General features: G+C 70.3%; 16 protein-coding genes. 11 read left to right on the forward strand and 5 right to left on the reverse strand.

Features of this window, described 5'->3' with window-relative positions:
* The 10 genes from LCHO_RS02620 to LCHO_RS23605 all read left to right on the forward strand — a co-directional run bounded on the left by LCHO_RS02620 (window position 1) and on the right by LCHO_RS23605 (window position 11,413).
* Entirely contained in the window at window positions 1-1,854 is a 1,854-nt protein-coding gene (locus tag LCHO_RS02620) for a Mur ligase family protein (RefSeq protein WP_012345557.1), read from the forward strand.
* Between the two features lie 58 nt (window positions 1,855-1,912).
* Window positions 1,913-3,181, forward strand: a complete 1,269-nt coding sequence (gene ftsW, locus LCHO_RS02625; RefSeq protein ID WP_012345558.1) for a putative lipid II flippase FtsW — start codon at window positions 1,913-1,915, stop codon at window positions 3,179-3,181.
* Window positions 3,178-4,290, forward strand: a complete 1,113-nt coding sequence (gene murG / locus LCHO_RS02630) for an undecaprenyldiphospho-muramoylpentapeptide beta-N-acetylglucosaminyltransferase (protein WP_012345559.1) — start codon at window positions 3,178-3,180, stop codon at window positions 4,288-4,290. Before ftsW ends, murG begins: the two co-directional genes overlap by 4 nt.
* Complete coding sequence (gene murC, locus LCHO_RS02635; RefSeq protein ID WP_012345560.1) at window positions 4,287-5,696, forward strand: UDP-N-acetylmuramate--L-alanine ligase; 1,410 nt, start codon at window positions 4,287-4,289, stop codon at window positions 5,694-5,696. Before murG ends, murC begins: the two co-directional genes overlap by 4 nt.
* A complete protein-coding gene (locus LCHO_RS02640) occupies window positions 5,693-6,682 on the forward strand; it encodes a D-alanine--D-alanine ligase (RefSeq protein WP_012345561.1) in 990 nt (329 codons plus the stop codon). Before murC ends, LCHO_RS02640 begins: the two co-directional genes overlap by 4 nt.
* A gap of 27 nt (window positions 6,683-6,709) precedes the next feature.
* Window positions 6,710-7,513, forward strand: coding sequence for a cell division protein FtsQ/DivIB (locus tag LCHO_RS02645; protein WP_012345562.1), 804 nt, complete (start codon window positions 6,710-6,712; stop codon window positions 7,511-7,513).
* Window positions 7,514-7,549: 36 nt separating this feature from the next.
* Window positions 7,550-8,776, forward strand: a complete 1,227-nt coding sequence (gene ftsA / locus LCHO_RS02650) for a cell division protein FtsA (RefSeq protein WP_012345563.1) — start codon at window positions 7,550-7,552, stop codon at window positions 8,774-8,776.
* 153 nt (window positions 8,777-8,929) lie between these two features.
* Window positions 8,930-10,147 carry a cell division protein FtsZ gene (gene ftsZ / locus LCHO_RS02655; RefSeq protein ID WP_012345564.1) on the forward strand — a complete coding sequence of 406 codons (1,218 nt, stop codon included), beginning with the start codon at window positions 8,930-8,932 and terminating at the stop codon, window positions 10,145-10,147.
* 134 nt (window positions 10,148-10,281) lie between these two features.
* Window positions 10,282-11,217 carry a UDP-3-O-acyl-N-acetylglucosamine deacetylase gene (gene lpxC / locus LCHO_RS02660; RefSeq protein WP_012345565.1) on the forward strand — a complete coding sequence of 312 codons (936 nt, stop codon included), beginning with the start codon at window positions 10,282-10,284 and terminating at the stop codon, window positions 11,215-11,217.
* A 22-nt stretch (window positions 11,218-11,239) separates the two neighbouring features.
* Window positions 11,240-11,413 (forward strand): hypothetical protein, encoded by a 174-nt coding sequence (locus LCHO_RS23605; RefSeq protein WP_012345566.1) that lies wholly within the window; start codon window positions 11,240-11,242, stop codon window positions 11,411-11,413.
* A gap of 43 nt (window positions 11,414-11,456) precedes the next feature.
* Here LCHO_RS23605 and LCHO_RS02665 read toward each other — a convergent pair whose 3' ends face one another.
* From LCHO_RS02665 to dusB, 5 genes are all read right to left on the reverse strand, one after another.
* A complete protein-coding gene (locus LCHO_RS02665; RefSeq protein ID WP_012345567.1) occupies window positions 11,457-13,811 on the reverse strand; it encodes a sensor domain-containing protein in 2,355 nt (784 codons plus the stop codon).
* 67 nt (window positions 13,812-13,878) lie between these two features.
* Window positions 13,879-14,430, reverse strand: coding sequence for a crossover junction endodeoxyribonuclease RuvC (gene ruvC / locus LCHO_RS02670; RefSeq protein ID WP_012345568.1), 552 nt, complete (start codon window positions 14,428-14,430; stop codon window positions 13,879-13,881).
* Window positions 14,431-14,503: 73 nt separating this feature from the next.
* Window positions 14,504-16,111: a bifunctional phosphoribosylaminoimidazolecarboxamide formyltransferase/IMP cyclohydrolase gene (purH, locus tag LCHO_RS02675; RefSeq protein WP_012345569.1), complete on the reverse strand. Its 1,608-nt coding sequence runs from the start codon at window positions 16,109-16,111 to the stop codon at window positions 14,504-14,506.
* A gap of 71 nt (window positions 16,112-16,182) precedes the next feature.
* Complete coding sequence (locus tag LCHO_RS02680; protein WP_012345570.1) at window positions 16,183-16,419, reverse strand: Fis family transcriptional regulator; 237 nt, start codon at window positions 16,417-16,419, stop codon at window positions 16,183-16,185.
* On the reverse strand, window positions 16,416-17,456 hold the full coding sequence (dusB, locus tag LCHO_RS02685) for a tRNA dihydrouridine synthase DusB (protein WP_012345571.1): 1,041 nt from the start codon (window positions 17,454-17,456) through the stop codon (window positions 16,416-16,418). Before dusB ends, LCHO_RS02680 begins: the two co-directional genes overlap by 4 nt.
* 105 nt (window positions 17,457-17,561) lie before the next feature.
* Between dusB and LCHO_RS02690 the strand changes: the two genes are divergently transcribed.
* Window positions 17,562-18,044, forward strand: coding sequence for a YqaA family protein (locus tag LCHO_RS02690; protein WP_012345572.1), 483 nt, complete (start codon window positions 17,562-17,564; stop codon window positions 18,042-18,044).
* Window positions 18,045-18,048: the final 4 nt, after the last annotated feature.

Genomic DNA, 18,048 nt, shown 5'->3' on the forward strand with positions numbered 1-18,048 from the left:
ATGAACTTCCTCCGCGATCTGCCTGTGCTCGTGCTCGGCCTGGGTGACTCCGGCCTGGCGATGGCACGCTGGGCGCAGCGTTGTGGCGCCGCGCGCATCGTGGTGGCCGACAGCCGCAGCGCGCCGCCGCAGGCCGCCCGGCTGGCGTCGGACGTGCCGGCCGCCGAGCTGCGCTGCGGCGCGTTCACGGCCGATCTGCTCGACGGCGTGCAGCTGGTGCTCAAGAGCCCGGGCCTGTCGCCGCTCGACGCCGGCGTGGTGCCCTTGCTCGACGCCGCCGGTGAGCGCGGCGTCGTGGTGCTCGGCGAGCTGGCGCTGTTCGCCCATGCACTGGCCGACCTGAAAACCGCGCGTGGCTACGCCCCGAAGGTGCTGGCCATCACCGGCACCAACGGCAAGACCACCACCACCGCGCTGACCGCCTTGCTGGTCGAGCGCGCCGGCCTGCGCGTGGCGATGGCCGGCAACATCGGCCCGACGATGCTCGACACGCTCGGCGCCGCGCTCGATCTGGAGCCGGCTGCGGCCGAGCTGATCGCCGCCGCTGCCGTGCCGGATCCCGAGCCGTCCGACGAGATCGATGCCGACGAGCAGGCCGATCTGGCCGCGCTCGATGGCGTCACGGCGGACGAGGCCGACGTGGCCGACGTGGCCGTCGATGGTGTCGACACGTCGGCCATCGAGCCGGCTGCCGAGGAATCCGCCGCCGAAGGCCCGTCGCTCGACGACCTGATCGAAGGCGGCGGACCGCCGCCGCACCTGATCCCTTCGCCGCCGCCGGCCCCGGTGTTCGAACACCTGCCGCAGGCCTGGGTGCTGGAGCTGTCGAGCTTCCAGCTCGACGGCGTGCACAACTTCGAGCCGACCGCGGCCGCCGTGCTCAACGTCACCCAGGATCACCTCGACTGGCACGGCGACATGGCGGCCTATGCGGCGGCCAAGGCGCGCATCTTCGGCCGGCAGGCGGTGATGGTCATCAACCGCGACGACCCGGCCGTGCTGGCGATGATCCCGCAGCCGCCCGAGCCCGAAGTCGGCAAGTCCGGCAAGGTGCTGAAGGCGCGCGGCCCGCGCTGGCAGCCGCGTCGCGTGGTGCGCTTCGGCCTCGACCAGCCGCGTCAACCCGGCGACTGGGGCCTGGTGATCGAGCAGGGCATGGCCTGGCTGGTGCGCGCCCACGAGCGTGACGACAGCGAGCCGCGCACCCGCCGCGGCGCCGCGGTGATCGACACCGAGGTGACGCTGCAGCGCCTGATGCCGGCCGACGCGCTGCGCATCCGCGGTCGCCACAACGCTGCCAACGCGCTGGCCGCCCTGGCGCTGGCCAGTGCCGCCGGCCTGCCGCTGGCGCCGATGCTGCACGGCCTGCGCGAATACCGCGGCGAGCCGCACCGGGTCGAGTACCTGCTGACGGTGGCCGGCGTCGACGCCTATGACGACAGCAAGGGCACCAACGTCGGCGCCACCGTGGCCGCGCTGACCGGGCTCGGCCCCGACAAGGCGCCCGGCAAGCTGGTCGTGATCCTGGGCGGCGACGGCAAGGGCCAGGATTTCAGCCCGCTCGCCGCTGCCGTGGCCGCCCATGCGCGCGCGGTGGCGCTGATCGGCCGCGATGCGCGGGCGATCGGCGCGGTGCTGGCGCCGCTGGTGGCCGACGGACTGCCCGTCCAGAGCCACGACAGCCTCGAGGCGGCGACGCGCTGGTGTTTCGAGCAGGCCCGCAGCGGTGACGCGGTGCTGCTGAGCCCGGCCTGCGCCAGCCTCGACATGTTCCGCAACTACGCCCACCGGGCGCAGGTGTTTGCCGACACGGTGGCGGCGATGGCCACCGAACACGGGGAGTTCGGCGCATGAGCCCCGTCCGGCCGTCCGAAGGGGCTCGCACCGCAGTGCGCAGCACGGAGTTTGCTCGATGAGCGCCGCCGCCAATGCCGTGACCGGCTGGCAGGCCCGCCTGCGCGCGCGCGTGGCGGGCTGGCTGCCGGGCGGCGAAAGCGCCGTGCTGGAGCGCGACTGGGTCGGCGCCACGGCAGGCCAGCCGACGCGCTGGGTCGGCTTCGACGCGGCCTTGCTGTGGGTCGTCGTCGGACTGCTCAGCCTCGGCCTGGTGATGGTCTATTCGGCCTCGATCCAGCTGCCCGACAACCCGCGTTTTGCCAACTACGAGCCGACCCATTTCTTCAGCCGGCAGATCCTGGCGATCTCGATGGCCGGCATCCTGGGCGGCGTCACGCTGACGATCCCGATGCGCACCTGGGAGCGGGTGGCGCCGTGGCTGTTCGTCGCCGCGCTGATCCTGCTGGTGCTGGTGCTGGTGCCCTACATCGGCAAGGTGGTGAACAAGTCGCGGCGCTGGATCCCGCTGGGCATCATCAACTTCCAGCCCAGCGAGCTGGCCAAGCTGGCGATCGCGATGTACGCGGCCAACTACATGGTCCGCAAGATGGACGTCAAGGAGAGCTTCACCCGAGCGGTGCTGCCGATGGCGATCGCGCTGCTGTTCATCGGCCTGCTGCTGCTGGCCGAGCCGGACATGGGCGCCTTCATCGTGATCGCGATGATCGCGATGGGCATCCTGTTCCTGGGCGGCGTCAACGGCCGCATGTTCCTGATCATCATCGCGGTGCTGGTGGGCTCGTTCGTGCTGATGATCTCGTTCAGCGAGGTCCGCCGCGAGCGCATCCTGGCCTATCTCAACCCGTGGGACGAGCTGTACGCGCAGGGCAAGGGCTACCAGCTGACGCACTCGCTGATCGCCTTCGGCCGCGGCGAGATCTTCGGCCAGGGCCTGGGCTCGTCGGTCGAGAAGCTGCATTACCTGCCCGAGGCGCACACCGACTTCCTGCTCGCCGTGATCGGCGAGGAGCTCGGCCTGGTCGGCGTGGTCGCGGTGATCCTGGCGTTCTTCTGGATGGTGCGGCGCATCTTCATGATCGGCCGCCAGGCCATCGCGCTCGACCGCGTCTTCGCCGGCCTGACGGCGCAGGGCATCGGCGTGTGGATCGGCGGCCAGGCCTTCATCAACATGGGCGTGAACCTGGGCGTGCTGCCCACCAAGGGCCTGACCCTGCCGCTGATGAGCTACGGCGGCTCGGCCATCGTGCTGAGCGTGATCGCGCTGGCAGTGGTGCTGCGGGTCGACATCGAGAACCGGCAGCTGATGCGGGGGGCGAAGGCATGAGCCGGCACCTCGTCATCATGGCGGCCGGCACCGGCGGCCACATCATGCCGGGCCTCGCGGTGGCTCAGGAGATGAGCCGGCGCGGCTGGTCGGTCAGCTGGCTGGGCACGCAGGCGGGCATGGAAAACCGCCTGGTGCCGCCCAGCGGCATCCCGCTCGACCGAGTCGCGTTTGCCGGCCTGCGTGGCAAGGGGCTGCTCGGCAACCTGCGCGGCGGCCTGCAGCTGCTGTGGGCGTTCTGGCAGTGCCTGTCGATCCTGCGCAGGCGCTCGGCCAGCGCGGTGCTGGGCATGGGCGGTTATGTCTGTTTCCCGGGTGGCCTGATGGCCAAGCTGCTGCGCCGCCCGCTGGTGCTGGTCAACGCCGACGCGGGGCTGCTGCTGTCGAACCGCGCACTGCTGCGCTGGGCCGACCGGCTGGCCTTCGGCTTCGATGGCGACGCCGCCCGAGCGGTGCCGCAGGGTGTCGTCACCGGCAACCCGGTGCGCGCCGAGATCGAGGCGCTGCCGGCGCCGGCGCAGCGTTACGCCGGCCGCAGCGGGCCGCTGAAAATCCTGGTGGTCGGCGGCAGCCTGGGGGCGCAGGTTCTGAACGAGAACATCCCGCGCGCCCTGGCCCGCCTGAGCGCAGCCGAGCGGCCGCAGGTGGTGCACCAGACCGGCGTGGCCCACCTCGCCCGCGTGCGCGAGGCCTATGTGCAATCCGGCCTGCCCGACGGCCGCCAGCCGGGGCAGGGCGTCGAGCTGCTGCCCTTCATCGACGACATGCCGCGCCGCCTGGCCGAGTGCGACCTGATCATCTGCCGCGCCGGTGCCGTCACCGTGAGCGAACTCTGCGCCGGCGGCATCGCCAGCGTGCTGGTGCCGCTGGTGGTCAGCACCACCGCCCACCAGCGCGACAACGCGATCTGGATGCAGCACCAGCGCGCCGCCATCCATCTGCCGCAGGCCGAGCTGACGCCCGAGCGTCTGGCCGACCTGCTGCGCCAACTCGATCGCACCGGCCTGCAGGCGCTGGCGCAACGTGCCCATGCGCTTGCCCAGCCGCACGCTGCCCAGCGCGTGGCCGACGAGATCGAGGCCCTGACTCCAATGAAAGACGTGGCATGAAACACGCGGTCAAGCACATCCACTTCGTGGGCGTCGGCGGTGCCGGCATGAGCGGCATCGCCGAGATCCTGCACAACCTCGGCTACACCGTGTCGGGCTCCGACCAGGCAGACGGCGCCGTGACGCGCCGCCTGGCCGAACTGGGCATCCGCATCTTCGTCGGCCATGACGCCGCGCACATCGCCGGCGCGCAGGCGGTCGTCACGTCGACCGCGGTCAAGGGCGACAACCCCGAGGTCATCGCCGCCCGCGCCGCGCGCATCCCGGTGGTGCCGCGCGCGGTGATGCTGGCCGAGCTGATGCGCCTGAAATCGGGCATCGCGATCGCCGGCACGCACGGCAAGACCACCACCACCTCGCTGGTCACCAGCGTGCTGGCCGAGGCCGGGCTCGACCCGACCTTCGTGATCGGCGGCAAGCTCAATTCGGCCGGCGCCAACTCGGCGCTCGGCAAGGGCGACTACATCGTGGTCGAGGCCGACGAGAGCGACGCCTCGTTCCTCAACCTGCTGCCCGTGCTGTCGGTGATCACCAACATCGACGCCGACCACATGGACACCTACGGGCACGACTTTGCCCGGCTCAAGCAGGCGTTCGTCGAGTTCCTGCACAAGATGCCGTTCTACGGCGCGGCCATCCTGTGCGGCGACGATCCCGGCGTGCGTTCGATCATCCCGATGATCTCGCGCCCGGTCATCACCTACGGCCTGGGCGAGGACGTGCAGGTGCGCGCGGTCGACGTGGTCGCTCTGCCTGGCGGGCAGATGCGCTTCACCTGCCAGCGCCGCAACGGCACGGTGCTGCCCGACCTCGAGATCACGCTCAACCTGCCCGGCGTTCACAGCGTGCGCAACGCGCTGGCGACCATCGCCGTGGCCACCGAACTCGAACTGCCGGATGCGCCGATCGTCAGCGCGCTGGCCAAGTTCAGCGGCGTCGGCCGGCGCTTCCAGCGCTGGGGCGACTGGCCGTGTGCGGCGGGTGGCGAGTTCACGCTGATCGACGACTACGGCCACCATCCGGTCGAGATGGCCGCGGTGATCGCCGCCGCGCGTGGCGCCTTCCCGGGCCGGCGCCTTGTGCTGGCCTTCCAGCCGCACCGCTACACCCGCACCCGCGACTGCTTCGAGGACTTCGTCAAGGTGATGGGCAGCGCCGACGCGATCCTGCTGACCGAGGTCTACGCCGCCGGCGAGGCCCCGATCGTGGCCGCCGACGGCCGCAGCCTGACGCGTGCGCTGCGCGTGGCCGGCAAGGTCGACCCGCTGTTCGTCGACGACGTCAACGAACTGCCCGCCACCATCGCCGAACAGGCGCTGGCCGGCGACGTGGTGATCGCGATGGGCGCGGGCACGATCGGCGGCGTGCCGGCACGTGTGGTCGAGCTGGTGAAGGAGCGCGCATGAGCGCCGTTGACGTCAAGGCGCTCGGCCGCGTCGCCGTCCTGATGGGCGGCAGCTCGGCCGAGCGCGAGATCTCGCTGATGAGCGGCGCGGGCGTGCTGCAGGCGCTGTTGAGCCAGGGCGTCGACGCGCATGCCTTCGACCCGGCCGAGCGCGAGCTGGCCGAGCTCAAGCACGAAGGCTACGCGCGCTGCTTCATCGCGCTGCATGGCCGCCACGGCGAAGACGGCACCGTGCAGGGCGCGCTCGAACTGCTCGGCATCCCGTACACCGGCTCGGGCGTGATGGCCTCGGCGATCGCGATGGACAAGGTCATGACCAAGCGCATCTGGCTCGCCGAAGGCCTGCCGACGCCGCGTTACGTCTGGCTCGCCAGCGACGACCAGGGCGCCGAGCGCGTCGGCCGTGTCAGCGCCGAGCTGGGCCTGCCGCTGATCGTCAAGCCGCCGCGCGAGGGCTCGTCGATCGGCGTGACCAAGGTCGTCGAGGCGGCGCAGGTGGGCGCTGCGGTCGCGCTGTCGGCCGGCTACGACGCCGACGTGCTGTGCGAAGCCTTCATCGAGGGCGAGGAGCTGACCTGCCCGGTGCTGGGCGAAGGCGCCCATGCCGTGGCGCTGCCGGTGATCCGCATCGTGCCGCCGGCGGCGGGTTACGACTACCAGAACAAGTACTTCACCGACGAGGTGCAGTACCTCTGCCCGAGCGGGCTGTCGGCCGAGCTGGAGCGCGAGATCCAGCGCATCACGCTGGCGTCGTATCGCGCGCTCGGCTGCCGCGGCTGGGGTCGTGCCGACCTGATGCTGCGTGCGGGCGATCAGCAGCCCTTCCTGCTGGAGATGAACACCTCGCCGGGCATGACCGGCCACTCGCTGGTGCCGATGTCCGCGCGTGCGTCGGGCATCTCGTACGAGGCGCTGTGCCTGCAGCTGCTGGCCGCCGCCCGGCTCGACAATCCGGCGCCGGCGCCGCTGTCATCGGCCGGCGGCTGAAACCCGGGATACTCACGCCCCTCCACCATGGCCCGCGCACTCCAGACCCCCTCCAGCCTGCCGTTCGACGTGCGCCTGATGCACGCCGGTGCACAGCTGCTGCTGGTGCTGGCCCTGCTCGCGGTGCTGGCCAGCGCGCTGGCCTGGGTAGCGCGCTCGCCGGTCTTCAGCCTTCGGCAGATCCGCATCGAGGGCGACGTGACGCACAGCAGCGCGGCCACCATCCGCAGCCACGCCGTGCCGCAGCTGGCGGGCAGCTACTTCAGCCTGAACCTGCGCGAGGCGCGCCAGGCCTTCGAGACCGTGCCCTGGGTGCGGCACGCGCAGGTGCGCCGGGTCTGGCCGCATCAGCTGCTGGTCACGCTCGAAGAGCACCGGCCGGTGGCCTACTGGGAGCGCGCCGATGCCGATCCCCTGCTGGTCAACAGCCACGGCGAGGTGTTCGAGGTCAATCTCGGTGATGTCGAGGACGAGGCGCTGCCGGTGCTGCGCGGCCCGAACGGCAGTGCCGCGCAGGTGTGGGCGATGTGGCAGCGCCTGGCCCCCGAATTCGAGCTGCTCGGCGCCCGCATGCTGCGCCTCGCGCTGTCGGACGGCGGCTCCTGGCAGGCCCGGCTGGACAAGGCGCAGGCCGTGATCGAACTCGGCCGCGGCGAGCCCGAGGAGGTGCTGCAGCGCACCCGCCGCTTCACCCACAGCGTCACCGAGATCAGCGCCCGGTATGAAAACCGCTTGATCGAATATGCCGACCTGCGCCACAGCGACAGCTATGCGCTGCGCCTGGTCGGCATGGGCACGATCGAACCCACACAGCTGCGCAAAGGACGTTGAGACCGCTGCCACGCCGCACGGGCCCCAAGGAAAAAAATGGCCAAGGAATACAAGGATCTGATCGTCGGGCTGGACATCGGCACCGCCAAGGTGATGGCGGTGGTGGCCGAGGTGCAGGCCGACGGCGAATTGCGCCTGGCAGGCCTCGGCGTGGCCACTTCGCATGGCTTGAAGCGCGGCGTGGTGGTCAACATCGACGCCACCGTGCAGAGCATCCAGCAGGCCTTGAAAGAGGCGGAGATGATGGCCGACTGCAAGATCGGCCGCGTCTACACCGGCATCACCGGCAGCCATGTGCGCGGCCAGAACTCGACCGGCATGGTGATCGTGCGCGACAAGGAGGTCACGCCGCTGGACGTCGCCCGCGTGGTCGAGACCGCCAAGGCGATCAACATCCCCAACGACCAGCGGCTGCTGCTGGTCGAGCCGCAGGAGTTCGTGATCGACGGCCACGAGGTCAAGGAGCCGGTGGGCATGAGCGGCGGGCGGCTCGAGGTCAAGGTGCACATCGTCACTGGCTCGCAGAGCGCGGCCGAGAACATCATCAAATGCGTGCGGCGCTGCGGGCTTGAGGTCGACGCGCTGGTGCTCAACCCGAGCGCCTCGAGCCTGGCGGTGCTGACCGCCGACGAGCGCGACCTGGGCGTGGCGCTGGTCGACATCGGAGCGGGGACCACCGACGTGGCAATCTTCACCGACGGCTCGATCCGCCACACCGCGGTGATCCCGATCGCCGGTGACCTGATCACCAGCGACATCGCGATGGCCTTGCGCACGCCCACCAAGGACGCCGAGGAGATCAAGGTCGAGTACGGCGTGGCCAAGCAGCTGCTGGCCGACCCGTCCGAGCAGCTCGAGGTTCCGGGCCTGGGCGACCGCGCACCGCGCCTGCTGAGCCGCCAGGCCCTGGCCGGCGTGATCGAACCGCGGGTCGAGGAGATCTTCTCGCTGGTGCACCAGGTGATCCGCGAGAGCGGCTACGAGGAGCTGCTGTCGAGCGGCATCGTGCTGACCGGCGGCAGCGCGGTGATGCCGGGCATGGTCGAGCTGGCCGAAGACATCTTTCTCAAGCCGGTGCGCAAGGGTCTGCCGCTGTACGGCGGCGCGCTCTACGACATGGTGGCCAACCCGCGTTCGGCCACCGCAATGGGTTTGCTCGAGGAGGCGCGGGTGGCGCGCAACCGCGGCATGAAGGCGGCGCAGTCGGGCTCAGGCGTGGGCCTGATCGGTCGCGCCAAGGATTGGTTCCTCAAGAGCTTTTGACGAGGATCCGGATGGCATGTGTTTATCAAGCAAGAGGCCCGGTGATGCTGAACCTGCAGCGCACCTCAAGAGGCCACGGTGTCGGACGGTGCTCGCAGGCCGCCGGCACATCACGATGAAATTGGCAGTCGCCTATCTAGCAAGGAGAGTGGCATGGGTATCGAAATGATCGAAGAGTTCGACATGGGCACGCAGATCAAGGTGATCGGCGTGGGGGGTGGGGGTGGCAATGCCGTCGACCACATGATTGGCCAGGGCGTGCAGGGCGTGGAGTTCATCTGCGCCAACACCGACGCCCAGGCGCTGAACCGCTCGCAGGCGCATTCGCTGCTGCAACTGGGCCACACCGGCCTGGGTGCGGGCTCGCGACCCGACGCCGGCAAGGCAGCCGCCGAGGAGGCACAGGACCGCATCAAGCAATCGCTGCAGGGCGCGCACATGGTGTTCATCACCGCCGGCATGGGCGGCGGCACCGGCACGGGCGCGGCACCGGTGATCGCGCGCATCGCCAAGGAAATGGGCATCCTGACGGTGGGCGTGGTGACCAAGCCGTTCGAATTTGAAGGCAACCGCCGCATGAAGCAGGCCGACGCCGGCCTGGCCGAGCTCGAAGCCAACGTCGACAGCCTGATCGTGGTGCTCAACGAGAAGCTGCTCGACGTGCTGGGCGACGACGTCACGCAGGAAGAGGCTTTCGCCGAAGCCAACGACGTGCTCAAGAACGCCGTCGGCGGCATCAGCGACATCATCCACATCCCGGGCCTGGTCAACGTCGACTTCGAAGACGTCAAGACCGTGATGAGCGAGCCCGGCAAGGCGATGATGGGCACGGCCACCGCCAGCGGCCCGGACCGCGCCACCAAGGCCGCTGAAGCGGCCGTGGCCTGCCCGCTGCTCGAAGGCATCGACCTGTCCGGCGCGCGTGGCGTGCTGGTGCTGATCGCGGCCAACAAGCAGACCTTCAAGCTGGCCGAGAGCCGCAACGCGATGACGACGATCCGCCGTTACGCGGCCGACGACGCGCACGTGATCTTCGGCACCGCCTACGACGAGAGCCTGGGCGACGCCCTGCGCGTGACCGTCATCGCCACCGGCCTGGCGCCGGCGCGCCGCGCGGCCGCGCAGATCCAGATGGTGCAGCCGCCGATGGTGCAGCAGCGCACCGGCACCGACAACATCCCGGTGCTGACGCAGCCGGTCAGCGCGCCCGCCCATGCGGTGGCCTCGCCGGTCGGACTGGGCCAGGACTACACGGTGCCGAGCGTGTGGCGCACCAACCGCACGCAGGCCGCGGCCAAGGTCGACGCGCTGGTCAACAACGGCATGGAAGAGATCGAGATCCCGGCGTTCCTGCGCAAACAGGCCGACTGATCGCCGCATCAGCGGTCACGGTTCCTTGCTTCCCCGGCGCCCGCCCTGGCGCCGGGGTTTTTGCAATGGCAGCGATTGTCATCGGCCCGTCCGGCCACACCGTCCAGCAACATCGGCCCGCCTAAAATCGACGCATGCTCAAGCAACGCACCCTCAAGTCGCTGACCCGCGCCGTCGGCGTCGGTCTGCACAGTGGCAAGAAGGTCGAACTGACGCTGCGCCCCGCACCGCCCGACACCGGCATCGTGTTCCGCCGCATCGACCTGCCGCAGCCGGTGGACATCCCCGTGCGCGCCGAGGCGGTCTGCGATGCGCGCATGGCGACCACGCTCTCGCCCGGCGGAGACCCCGGCGCACCCAAGGTCAACACGGTCGAGCACCTGATGTCGGCCTGCTGCGGCCTGGGCCTGGACAACCTCTACATCGACATCACCGCCGAGGAAGTGCCGATCCTCGACGGCTCGGCGGCGTCCTTCGTGTTCCTGCTGCAGAGCGCGGGCATCGAGCTGCAGAACGCGCCCAAGCGCTTCCTGCGCGTGCTCAAGCCGGTCGAGGTGCGGCAGGGCGAGGGCGACCGGCTGGTCTGGTCGCGGCTCGAACCGCATCACGGCTACAAGCTCACCTTCGAGATCGACTTCGCCCACCCCGCGGTCGACCAGACCGGCCAGCGTGTGGTCTTTGACATGGGCTCGGGCCAGTACAAGCGCGACATCGCGCGCGCACGCACCTTCGGTTTCACCAAGGACCTGGAGCTGATGCGCTCACGCGGGTTGACGCTCGGTGGCTCGATGGACAACGCCATCGTGGTCGACGACTACCGCGTGCTCAACGCCGAGGGGCTGCGCTACGACGACGAGTTCGTCAAGCACAAGATCCTCGACGCGATCGGCGATCTCTACCTCTGCGGCATGCCGCTGCTGGCCAGCTACACCGCCTTCAAGAGCGGCCACGCGATGAACAACCGGCTGCTGCGCGCCCTGCTGGCCGACCCGACCGCCTGGGAAATCGTCACCTTCGAGGACGAGAAGCTCGCGCCGCAGGGCATGGCCGAACTGGCGCCGGCCTGGTGAGGGCCCGCCGGGTGTCGCGCGCATGCTGATCTTCCGCGCCCTCGTCCTGCTGCTGCTGGTGGCCGCGCTGCTGTGCATGGGCATGTACCTGGGCACCGGTCAGGTGGTCTGGCGGCGGCGCAGCGTGGCGATCATCCGCTGGAGCGTGATCGCCGGCCTGGCCTTCATCGGCGTGCTGCTGCTCGAGCGCATCTGACGCGCCCATCCGGGCCCGGCTCCGGCGTTCGACGGCCGGCCCGTCAGGTGCCGTGATCGCTGCGCGAGGCGCCGACATCCGCCGCCGCCATCGATGCCAGCCCGGCCAGCCAGGGGCCGATCTGCTCGGCCGCCATCGATTGCGCATACCGATCGCCCTGCAGCACCGGGCAGCCGTGCTCGATCAGGAAGGCGGCCTGCGCCGCGGTCTCGATGCCTTCGGCCACCACGATCAGGCCGAGGCTCTCGCCGATGTGCAGCATCGCCGCGGCCAGGGTCTGCGCCACCGCGAGGTGTTCGATGTCGTGCACGAAACTGCGATCGAGCTTGAGCTGGCGCAGCGGCAGCCGATGCAGGTGGCTCAGGCTGGACTGGCCGTTGCCGAAATCGTCCATCGCCAGCCCGACGCCCAGCGCCTGCAGCGCCCGCAGCTTGTCGAGCGAGTCGGCGCGGCGGTCGATCCAGGCCGATTCGGTCAGTTCGAGCGTCAGCTGATCGCCGCGCAGGCCGTGCCGATCCAGCAGCTGACGCACCCGCGCCGGCAGGCCGGGATCCTGGAAGTTGCGCGGCGACAGGTTGACGGCCACACGCGGCACGTCGATGCCGTCGGCGCGCCAGCCGGCCAGCTGGGCGCAGGCGGCTTCGAGCACCCAGTTCGACAGCTCGTCCATCAGGCCCGCCTCTTCGGCGACCGGGATGAAACGCTCGGGTGACACGTCACCCAGCACCGGGTGACGCCAGCGCAGCAGCGCCTCGACCCCGAACAGCGACATCGACGCCGGGCCCGCGGCCGGCGATCGGGGGGTCTTGCCGGGCGGGCACACCTGCGGCTGGAAGTGCAGCTGCAGCCCGCCGCGATGCAGGGCGGCACGCAGATCGGCGGCCAGGCGCAGCCGGTCCTCTGCGGCGCGGTTCATCTCGGCGCGGTAGAAGTGCAGGCCGCCGCGGCCGTCCTTCTTGGCCTGGTACATCGCGGCATCGGCGTGGCGCAGCAGCCGGTCGAGGTCGCTGCCGTCGTCGGGGTACATGGCCACGCCCAGGCAGGCGCCGGTCGTCAGGTCGAGGTCGCCGACGGTGATCGGGCGGGCCAGCGCCTGCTGCACCCGCTCGGCCGTGTGGCGGGCCTGCTCGACGCCGCAATGCGGCAGCACCACGACGAACTCGTCACCCGCCAGGCGGCAGACCAGGCTGCGATCGCGCACCTCGCCGGCCAGCCGCTGGGCCACCTCGCGCAGCAGTTCGTCGCCCACCGCATGGCCGTGGCTGTCGTTGACGTCCTTGAAGCGGTCGAGGTCGATGAACAGCAGGGCCAGCGTCGTGCCGTCCTGTTGCGCCTGCGTGATCGCCCGTGCCAGGTTGGCCTGCAGCAGCGCACGGTTGGGCAGGCCGGTCAGGCCGTCGTAATAGGCCAGCTGGTGGATGTGGGCGTGGCTGCGCTCGCGCTCGAGCGCCAGGGTGCACAGGTGCACGCTCATCTCGACCAGCTGCTCGTGCAGGCCGTGCGGTGCACGCGGTTCGCGGAAGTAGAACGCGAACGTGGCCAGCACCCGGCCCTCGCCGTTCTTGATCGGGCTCGACCAGCAGGCGCGCAGGCCGAGCGGCTGCACCACGTGCCGGTAGTCGTCCCAGAGCGGATCGGTGTCGATGTCGGTCACCACCACCGGGCTGCCGCGCCAGGCGGCGGTGCCGCAGGAGCCCGCCTTGGGGCCGATCGGCGCACCGTCGAACTGGCACGACACCTCGGCGGGGATGCTCGGGCCGGCCAGCGGCCGGATCAGGCCGTCGTCATCGACGCCCAGCACCGTGGCCACCACATCGGGCGCCAGGATCTGGACCTGCGTGCAGACCAGCGCCATCACCTCGGCCAGCGGCCGATCGCGCACCAGCGCGCCGAGCACCGGCCCCTGCAGTTCGGTGAGGATGCGCTGCTGCGTGATGTCGGCCAGCGTCAGCAGCCAGGTGTCGGGCTCGCCCTGCGCGGCGGGCAGGGCATCGAGCACCAGCGTGCACCAGAGCGGCCGACCGCCGTGGCCGTGGACCAGCGCCTCGGTGCCGGCCCGGCCGTGGCGCCGGGCCTGATCCTGCAGCCGCTCCCAGCCCGGGATCGTGGCCCCCGGCCCCGCCAGCACCTGCTCGGGCCTGCGGCCCAGCAGATCGGCCGCGGCCAGTCCGAGCCAGCGGCCGCAGCTGTCGCTGACCTCGGTGATGCGGCCGTCGGCGCCGCAGACCAGTGCGGCGCACGGGCCGTCGTCGAACAGCCGGGTCAGGGCCGGCAGCAGCGCCGATCGATCCGTGCGCGGGGTGGGCGATCCGGTGCGGCCGGACGCGGGGGGATCATCGGGTGGGTGGCTCATCGCGGGTACTGCATCGCTGCGGATCTCCTCCGCGGGTCGGGGCATGTCCGTGCCGGCATGCGGGAGATGAATCGATTCTGCACCGCCCGCCCCGAGGCCGACATCGAACCGATCAAAAGATCCGGCCGCCCCGGTAGTGGGCGTGCTGCCGGCGCTGCAGCGTGGTGGCCTGCTCGATGGCCGCGAACGAGCCGCCGGCATGGGCATGCGTGATCGCCAGGCCGAGCGCATCGGAGGCGTCCTGGTTCGGCCGACCGGGCAGCTGCAGCAGCCGCATCACCATCTCCTGCACCTGCTCCTTGCGCGCGTGGCCGCTGCCGACCACGGCCTTCTTCATCTGCAGCGCGGTGTATTCGGTCACTGCCAGCCCGCCCGTCACCAGCGCCGCCAGCGCCGCCCCGCGCGCCTGGCCGAGCAGCAGCGTGCTCTGCGGGTTGACGTTGACGAACACGATCTCGATCGACGCACACGTCGGCTGGTAGGTCGCCATCACCTCGCGCACGCCCTCGAAGATCAGCTTGATGCGCCCCGGCAGATCGCCGATGTCGGCCTCGCGGGTGTGCACCGTGCCGCTGGCGACGTAACGCAGCGCCTGGCCCTCGACGTCGATCACGCCGAAGCCGGTGGTCGCCAGGCCGGGGTCGATGCCGAGGATGCGGGTCATGTCGGCACCCGAAGCGCCGGGTACGGCACTTCACCCGGCGCGGCGGCCCGTGGGTGTGCTGGCTGAGACACGTTCAATGCCGGAAATGCCGCACGCCGGTGTACACCATCGCGATGCCACGCTCGTTGGCCGCGTCGATCACCTCCTGGTCGCGCATCGAGCCGCCCGGCTGGATCACGCAGGTGGCGCCGGCATCGGCCACCACGTCGAGGCCGTCGCGGAACGGGAAGAACGCGTCGCTCGCCACCGCGCTGCCGGCCAGGGTCAGACCGGCGTGGCCAGCCTTGATGCTGGCGATGCGCGCCGAGTCGAGCCGGCTCATCTGGCCCGCGCCCACGCCCACCGTCATGCCGCCGCTGCAGAACACGATCGCATTGCTCTTGACGAACTTGGCCACGCTCCAGGCGAACATCAGGTCGTCGATCTGCTGCGCGGTCGGCGCCAGCTTCGTGACGATCTTCAGGTCTTCGCGCTTGAGCACGTGGTTGTCGGCGCTCTGGATCAGCAGGCCCGAGCCGATGCGCTTGATGTCGTGCGCGTTCTGGCCGCGCGCCCAGGCGCTGGCGCCGTCACGCTGGACCTGGCTCAGATCGATCAGCAGCACGCGGGTGTTGGCCTTGGCGGCGAAGATGGCGCGCGCCTCGTCGGTGTAGGCCGGCGCGATCAGCACCTCGACGAACTGCTTGGCGACCTGCTCGGCGGCGGTTTTGTCGACCACCGTGTTGAAGGCGATGATGCCGCCGAAGGCCGAGGTCGGATCGGTCTTGAACGCCTTGGCGTAGGCCGCGCCGGCGTCCGCACCGAGCGCCACGCCGCAAGGGTTGGCGTGCTTGACGATCACGCAGGCGGGGGTGTCGAAGCTCTTCACGCACTCCCACGCCGCGTCGGCGTCGGCGATGTTGTTGTACGACAGCTCCTTGCCCTGCAGCTGCACGGCGCTGACCAGCGAGCCGGGCGCGGGGTAGAGGTCGCGGTAGAAGGCGGCGGCCTGATGCGGGTTCTCGCCGTAACGCAGGTCTTGCAGCTTGACGAAGCGGCCGTTGCTCTGGCCCGGGAACTCGATGCGCGCCGGGGCCGCATCGCCGTCACCGGCACCACCGTCGGTGATCGACGACAGGTAGTCGGAGATCGCGGCGTCGTAGTTGCTGATGCGGTTGAAGGCCGCCACCGACAGCGCGAAACGCGTCGCGCGGCTCACCGTACCGGCCTGCTGCAGCTCGGCGATCACGCCCGCGTACTGGCTGGCGTCGGTGAGCACGGCCACGTCCTTCCAGTTCTTGGCGGCGCTGCGCACCATCGCCGGGCCGCCGATGTCGATGTTCTCGATCGCGTCGTCGAGCGTGCAGCCGGCCTTGGCCACGGTGGCCTCGAAGGGGTAGAGGTTGACGATCAGCAGGTCGATGGTCTCGATGCCGTGCGCCGCCAGCGCCGCCATGTGCTCGGGCAGGTCGCGCCGCGCCAGCAGGCCGCCGTGGATCTTCGGGTGCAGCGTCTTGACGCGGCCGTCGAGCATCTCCGGGAAACCGGTGTGTTCGGCCACCTCGGTGACCGGCAGGCCGGCGTCGGCCAGCAGTTTGGCGGTGCCGCCGGTGGACAGCAGCTTGACGCCGGTGGCGTGCAGCGCCTGGGCAAGCTCGACGATGCCGGTCTTGTCGGAGACGGAAATCAGGGCGGTGGGCATGGGCGATCCGATGCAGAAGTCAGAAAACAAAAAAGGCCCGCAGGCCCGGTGCGATGGGGCTGCGTGTGCGCTCAGTCGATCAGCTTGTGCTCGAGCAGCTTGCGACGCAAGGTGTTGCGGTTGATGCCCAGCCATTCGGCGGCGCGGCTCTGGTTGCCGTCGGCTTTCTGCATCACGACGTCGAGCAGCGGGCGTTCGACCGCCTTGAGCACCATGTCGTAGAGGGCATGCGGCTCGGTGCCTTCGAGGTCCTGGAAATAGACCTCGAGGTTGTCGCGGATGGAGGCGTCAATCGGGGGCGAGCTCATGCGGCGAGTGTTTCTTCAATCGTTGTGGGTTCAGCGGCGGCTTGTGGCCAGCGCTCGTGGGCATCGGCCAGGTCGCTCAGGTAGTCGTCGACGGCGCGCCACTGGTCGGCGGTGGTCTCGATGCGGTTCATCTCGGCGCGGAAGTGTGCGCCGCCGGGCAGCGCGTGCACCGCCCAGCCGATGTGCTTGCGCGCGGTGCGCACGCCCGAGCGTTCACCGTAGAGGCTGTAGTGGTCCTGCAGGTGTTCGAGCAGCCAGTCGCGCACCTGCAGCGTGCGCGGCGCGTCCATCGCCTGGCCGGTGGCCAGGTGGTGGGCGATCTCGCGGAAGATCCACGGCCGGCCCTGCGCGGCGCGGCCGATCATGACCGCATCGGCGCCGGTCGCGCGCAGCACCCGGGCGGCCTTCTCGGGGCTGTCGATGTCGCCGTTGGCGACCACCGGGATCTGCAGCGCGGCCTTCACCGCGGCGATCGTGCGGTACTCGGCCTCGCCCTTGTAGCCCTGCTCGCGGGTTCGGCCGTGCACGGTCACCATCGCGATGCCGGCGTCCTGCGCGGCGCGCGCGATCTGCAGCGCGTTCTTCTGTTCCTGGCACCAGCCGGTGCGCATCTTCAGCGTCACCGGCACGCCGTGCGGCGCGCTGGCGGCGACCACCGCGTCGATGATGCGCAGCGCCAGGCTCTCGTTCTGCATCAGCGCCGAGCCGGCCCAGACGTTGCACACCTTCTTGGCCGGGCAGCCCATGTTGATGTCGATGATCTGGGCGCCGCGCTCGATGTTGTAGCGCGCCGCCTCGGCCATCATCTCGGGCTCGGTGCCGGCGATCTGCACCGCGATCGGCGCCACCTCGCCGGTGTGGTCGAGGCGGCGGCTGGTCTTCAGGCTGTCACGCAGTTCGGGGCGCGAGGTCACCATCTCGCTGACCGCGTAACCCGCGCCCAGGCGCTTGCAGAGCTGGCGGAACGGCCGATCGGTGACCCCGGCCATCGGGGCGACGAAGAGCCGGTTCGGCAGCAGGTGGGGGCCGATCTGCATGGTGGGTGGGGGGTGCGAAAAGGCGGGTCTGCTGCAAAAGGAGGCAGAGTATAACGGCCGCGTCCGCAACATTTCCTTACCGGGGAGCCGCCAGAATGGCTGTCCATGGACGCCTGGATCTCTTCTTTGCTGGCCGCGCTGGCCTTGCCCGAATACGGCCTGTCGACGCTGTTCATGGTCGCCACGCTGTCGGCCACGCTGCTGCCGATGGGCTCCGAGCCGGTGCTGTTCGGGCTGGTCAAGCTCAACCCCGGGCTGTTCTGGCCGGCGATTGCGGTGGCCACCGCCGGCAACACGCTGGGCGGGGCGATCTCGTGGTGGATGGGTTACGGCGCCGAAAAGGCCTACGAGAAGATCACCCACCACAGCGCCGAACACCGCGCGCTGGCGATCCTGCGCCGCTTCGGCCCCAAGGCCTGCCTGCTGGCCTGGCTGCCGGTGGTGGGCGACCCGCTGTGCGCGGTGGCCGGCTGGCTGCAGCTGCCGTTCTGGCCCTGCGTGGCCTACATGGCGATCGGCAAGCTGCTGCGCTACATCACCATGACGGCCGCGCTGCTGTGGGTGTTTCCGGGTCAGTGGCCGCTCTGACACC

Origin of the sequence: Leptothrix cholodnii SP-6, assembly GCF_000019785.1 — a bacterium.
Lineage (GTDB): Bacteria > Pseudomonadota > Gammaproteobacteria > Burkholderiales > Burkholderiaceae_C > Sphaerotilus > Sphaerotilus cholodnii.

Coding starts and splice junctions, on each gene's coding strand:
- LCHO_RS02690 (WP_012345572.1), top strand. CDS start 17,562: ATGGACGCCTGGATCTCTTCTTTGCTGGCCGCGCTGGCCTTGCCCGAA.
- murG (WP_012345559.1), top strand. CDS start 3,178: ATGAGCCGGCACCTCGTCATCATGGCGGCCGGCACCGGCGGCCACATC.
- LCHO_RS23605 (WP_012345566.1), top strand. CDS start 11,240: ATGCTGATCTTCCGCGCCCTCGTCCTGCTGCTGCTGGTGGCCGCGCTG.
- ftsW (WP_012345558.1), top strand. CDS start 1,913: ATGAGCGCCGCCGCCAATGCCGTGACCGGCTGGCAGGCCCGCCTGCGC.
- LCHO_RS02665 (WP_012345567.1), bottom strand. CDS start 13,811: ATGCCCCGACCCGCGGAGGAGATCCGCAGCGATGCAGTACCCGCGATG.
- LCHO_RS02620 (WP_012345557.1), top strand. CDS start 1: ATGAACTTCCTCCGCGATCTGCCTGTGCTCGTGCTCGGCCTGGGTGAC.
- LCHO_RS02680 (WP_012345570.1), bottom strand. CDS start 16,419: ATGAGCTCGCCCCCGATTGACGCCTCCATCCGCGACAACCTCGAGGTC.
- ftsZ (WP_012345564.1), top strand. CDS start 8,930: ATGGGTATCGAAATGATCGAAGAGTTCGACATGGGCACGCAGATCAAG.
- LCHO_RS02640 (WP_012345561.1), top strand. CDS start 5,693: ATGAGCGCCGTTGACGTCAAGGCGCTCGGCCGCGTCGCCGTCCTGATG.
- dusB (WP_012345571.1), bottom strand. CDS start 17,456: ATGCAGATCGGCCCCCACCTGCTGCCGAACCGGCTCTTCGTCGCCCCG.
- ruvC (WP_012345568.1), bottom strand. CDS start 14,430: ATGACCCGCATCCTCGGCATCGACCCCGGCCTGGCGACCACCGGCTTC.
- murC (WP_012345560.1), top strand. CDS start 4,287: ATGAAACACGCGGTCAAGCACATCCACTTCGTGGGCGTCGGCGGTGCC.
- purH (WP_012345569.1), bottom strand. CDS start 16,111: ATGCCCACCGCCCTGATTTCCGTCTCCGACAAGACCGGCATCGTCGAG.
- LCHO_RS02645 (WP_012345562.1), top strand. CDS start 6,710: ATGGCCCGCGCACTCCAGACCCCCTCCAGCCTGCCGTTCGACGTGCGC.
- lpxC (WP_012345565.1), top strand. CDS start 10,282: ATGCTCAAGCAACGCACCCTCAAGTCGCTGACCCGCGCCGTCGGCGTC.
- ftsA (WP_012345563.1), top strand. CDS start 7,550: ATGGCCAAGGAATACAAGGATCTGATCGTCGGGCTGGACATCGGCACC.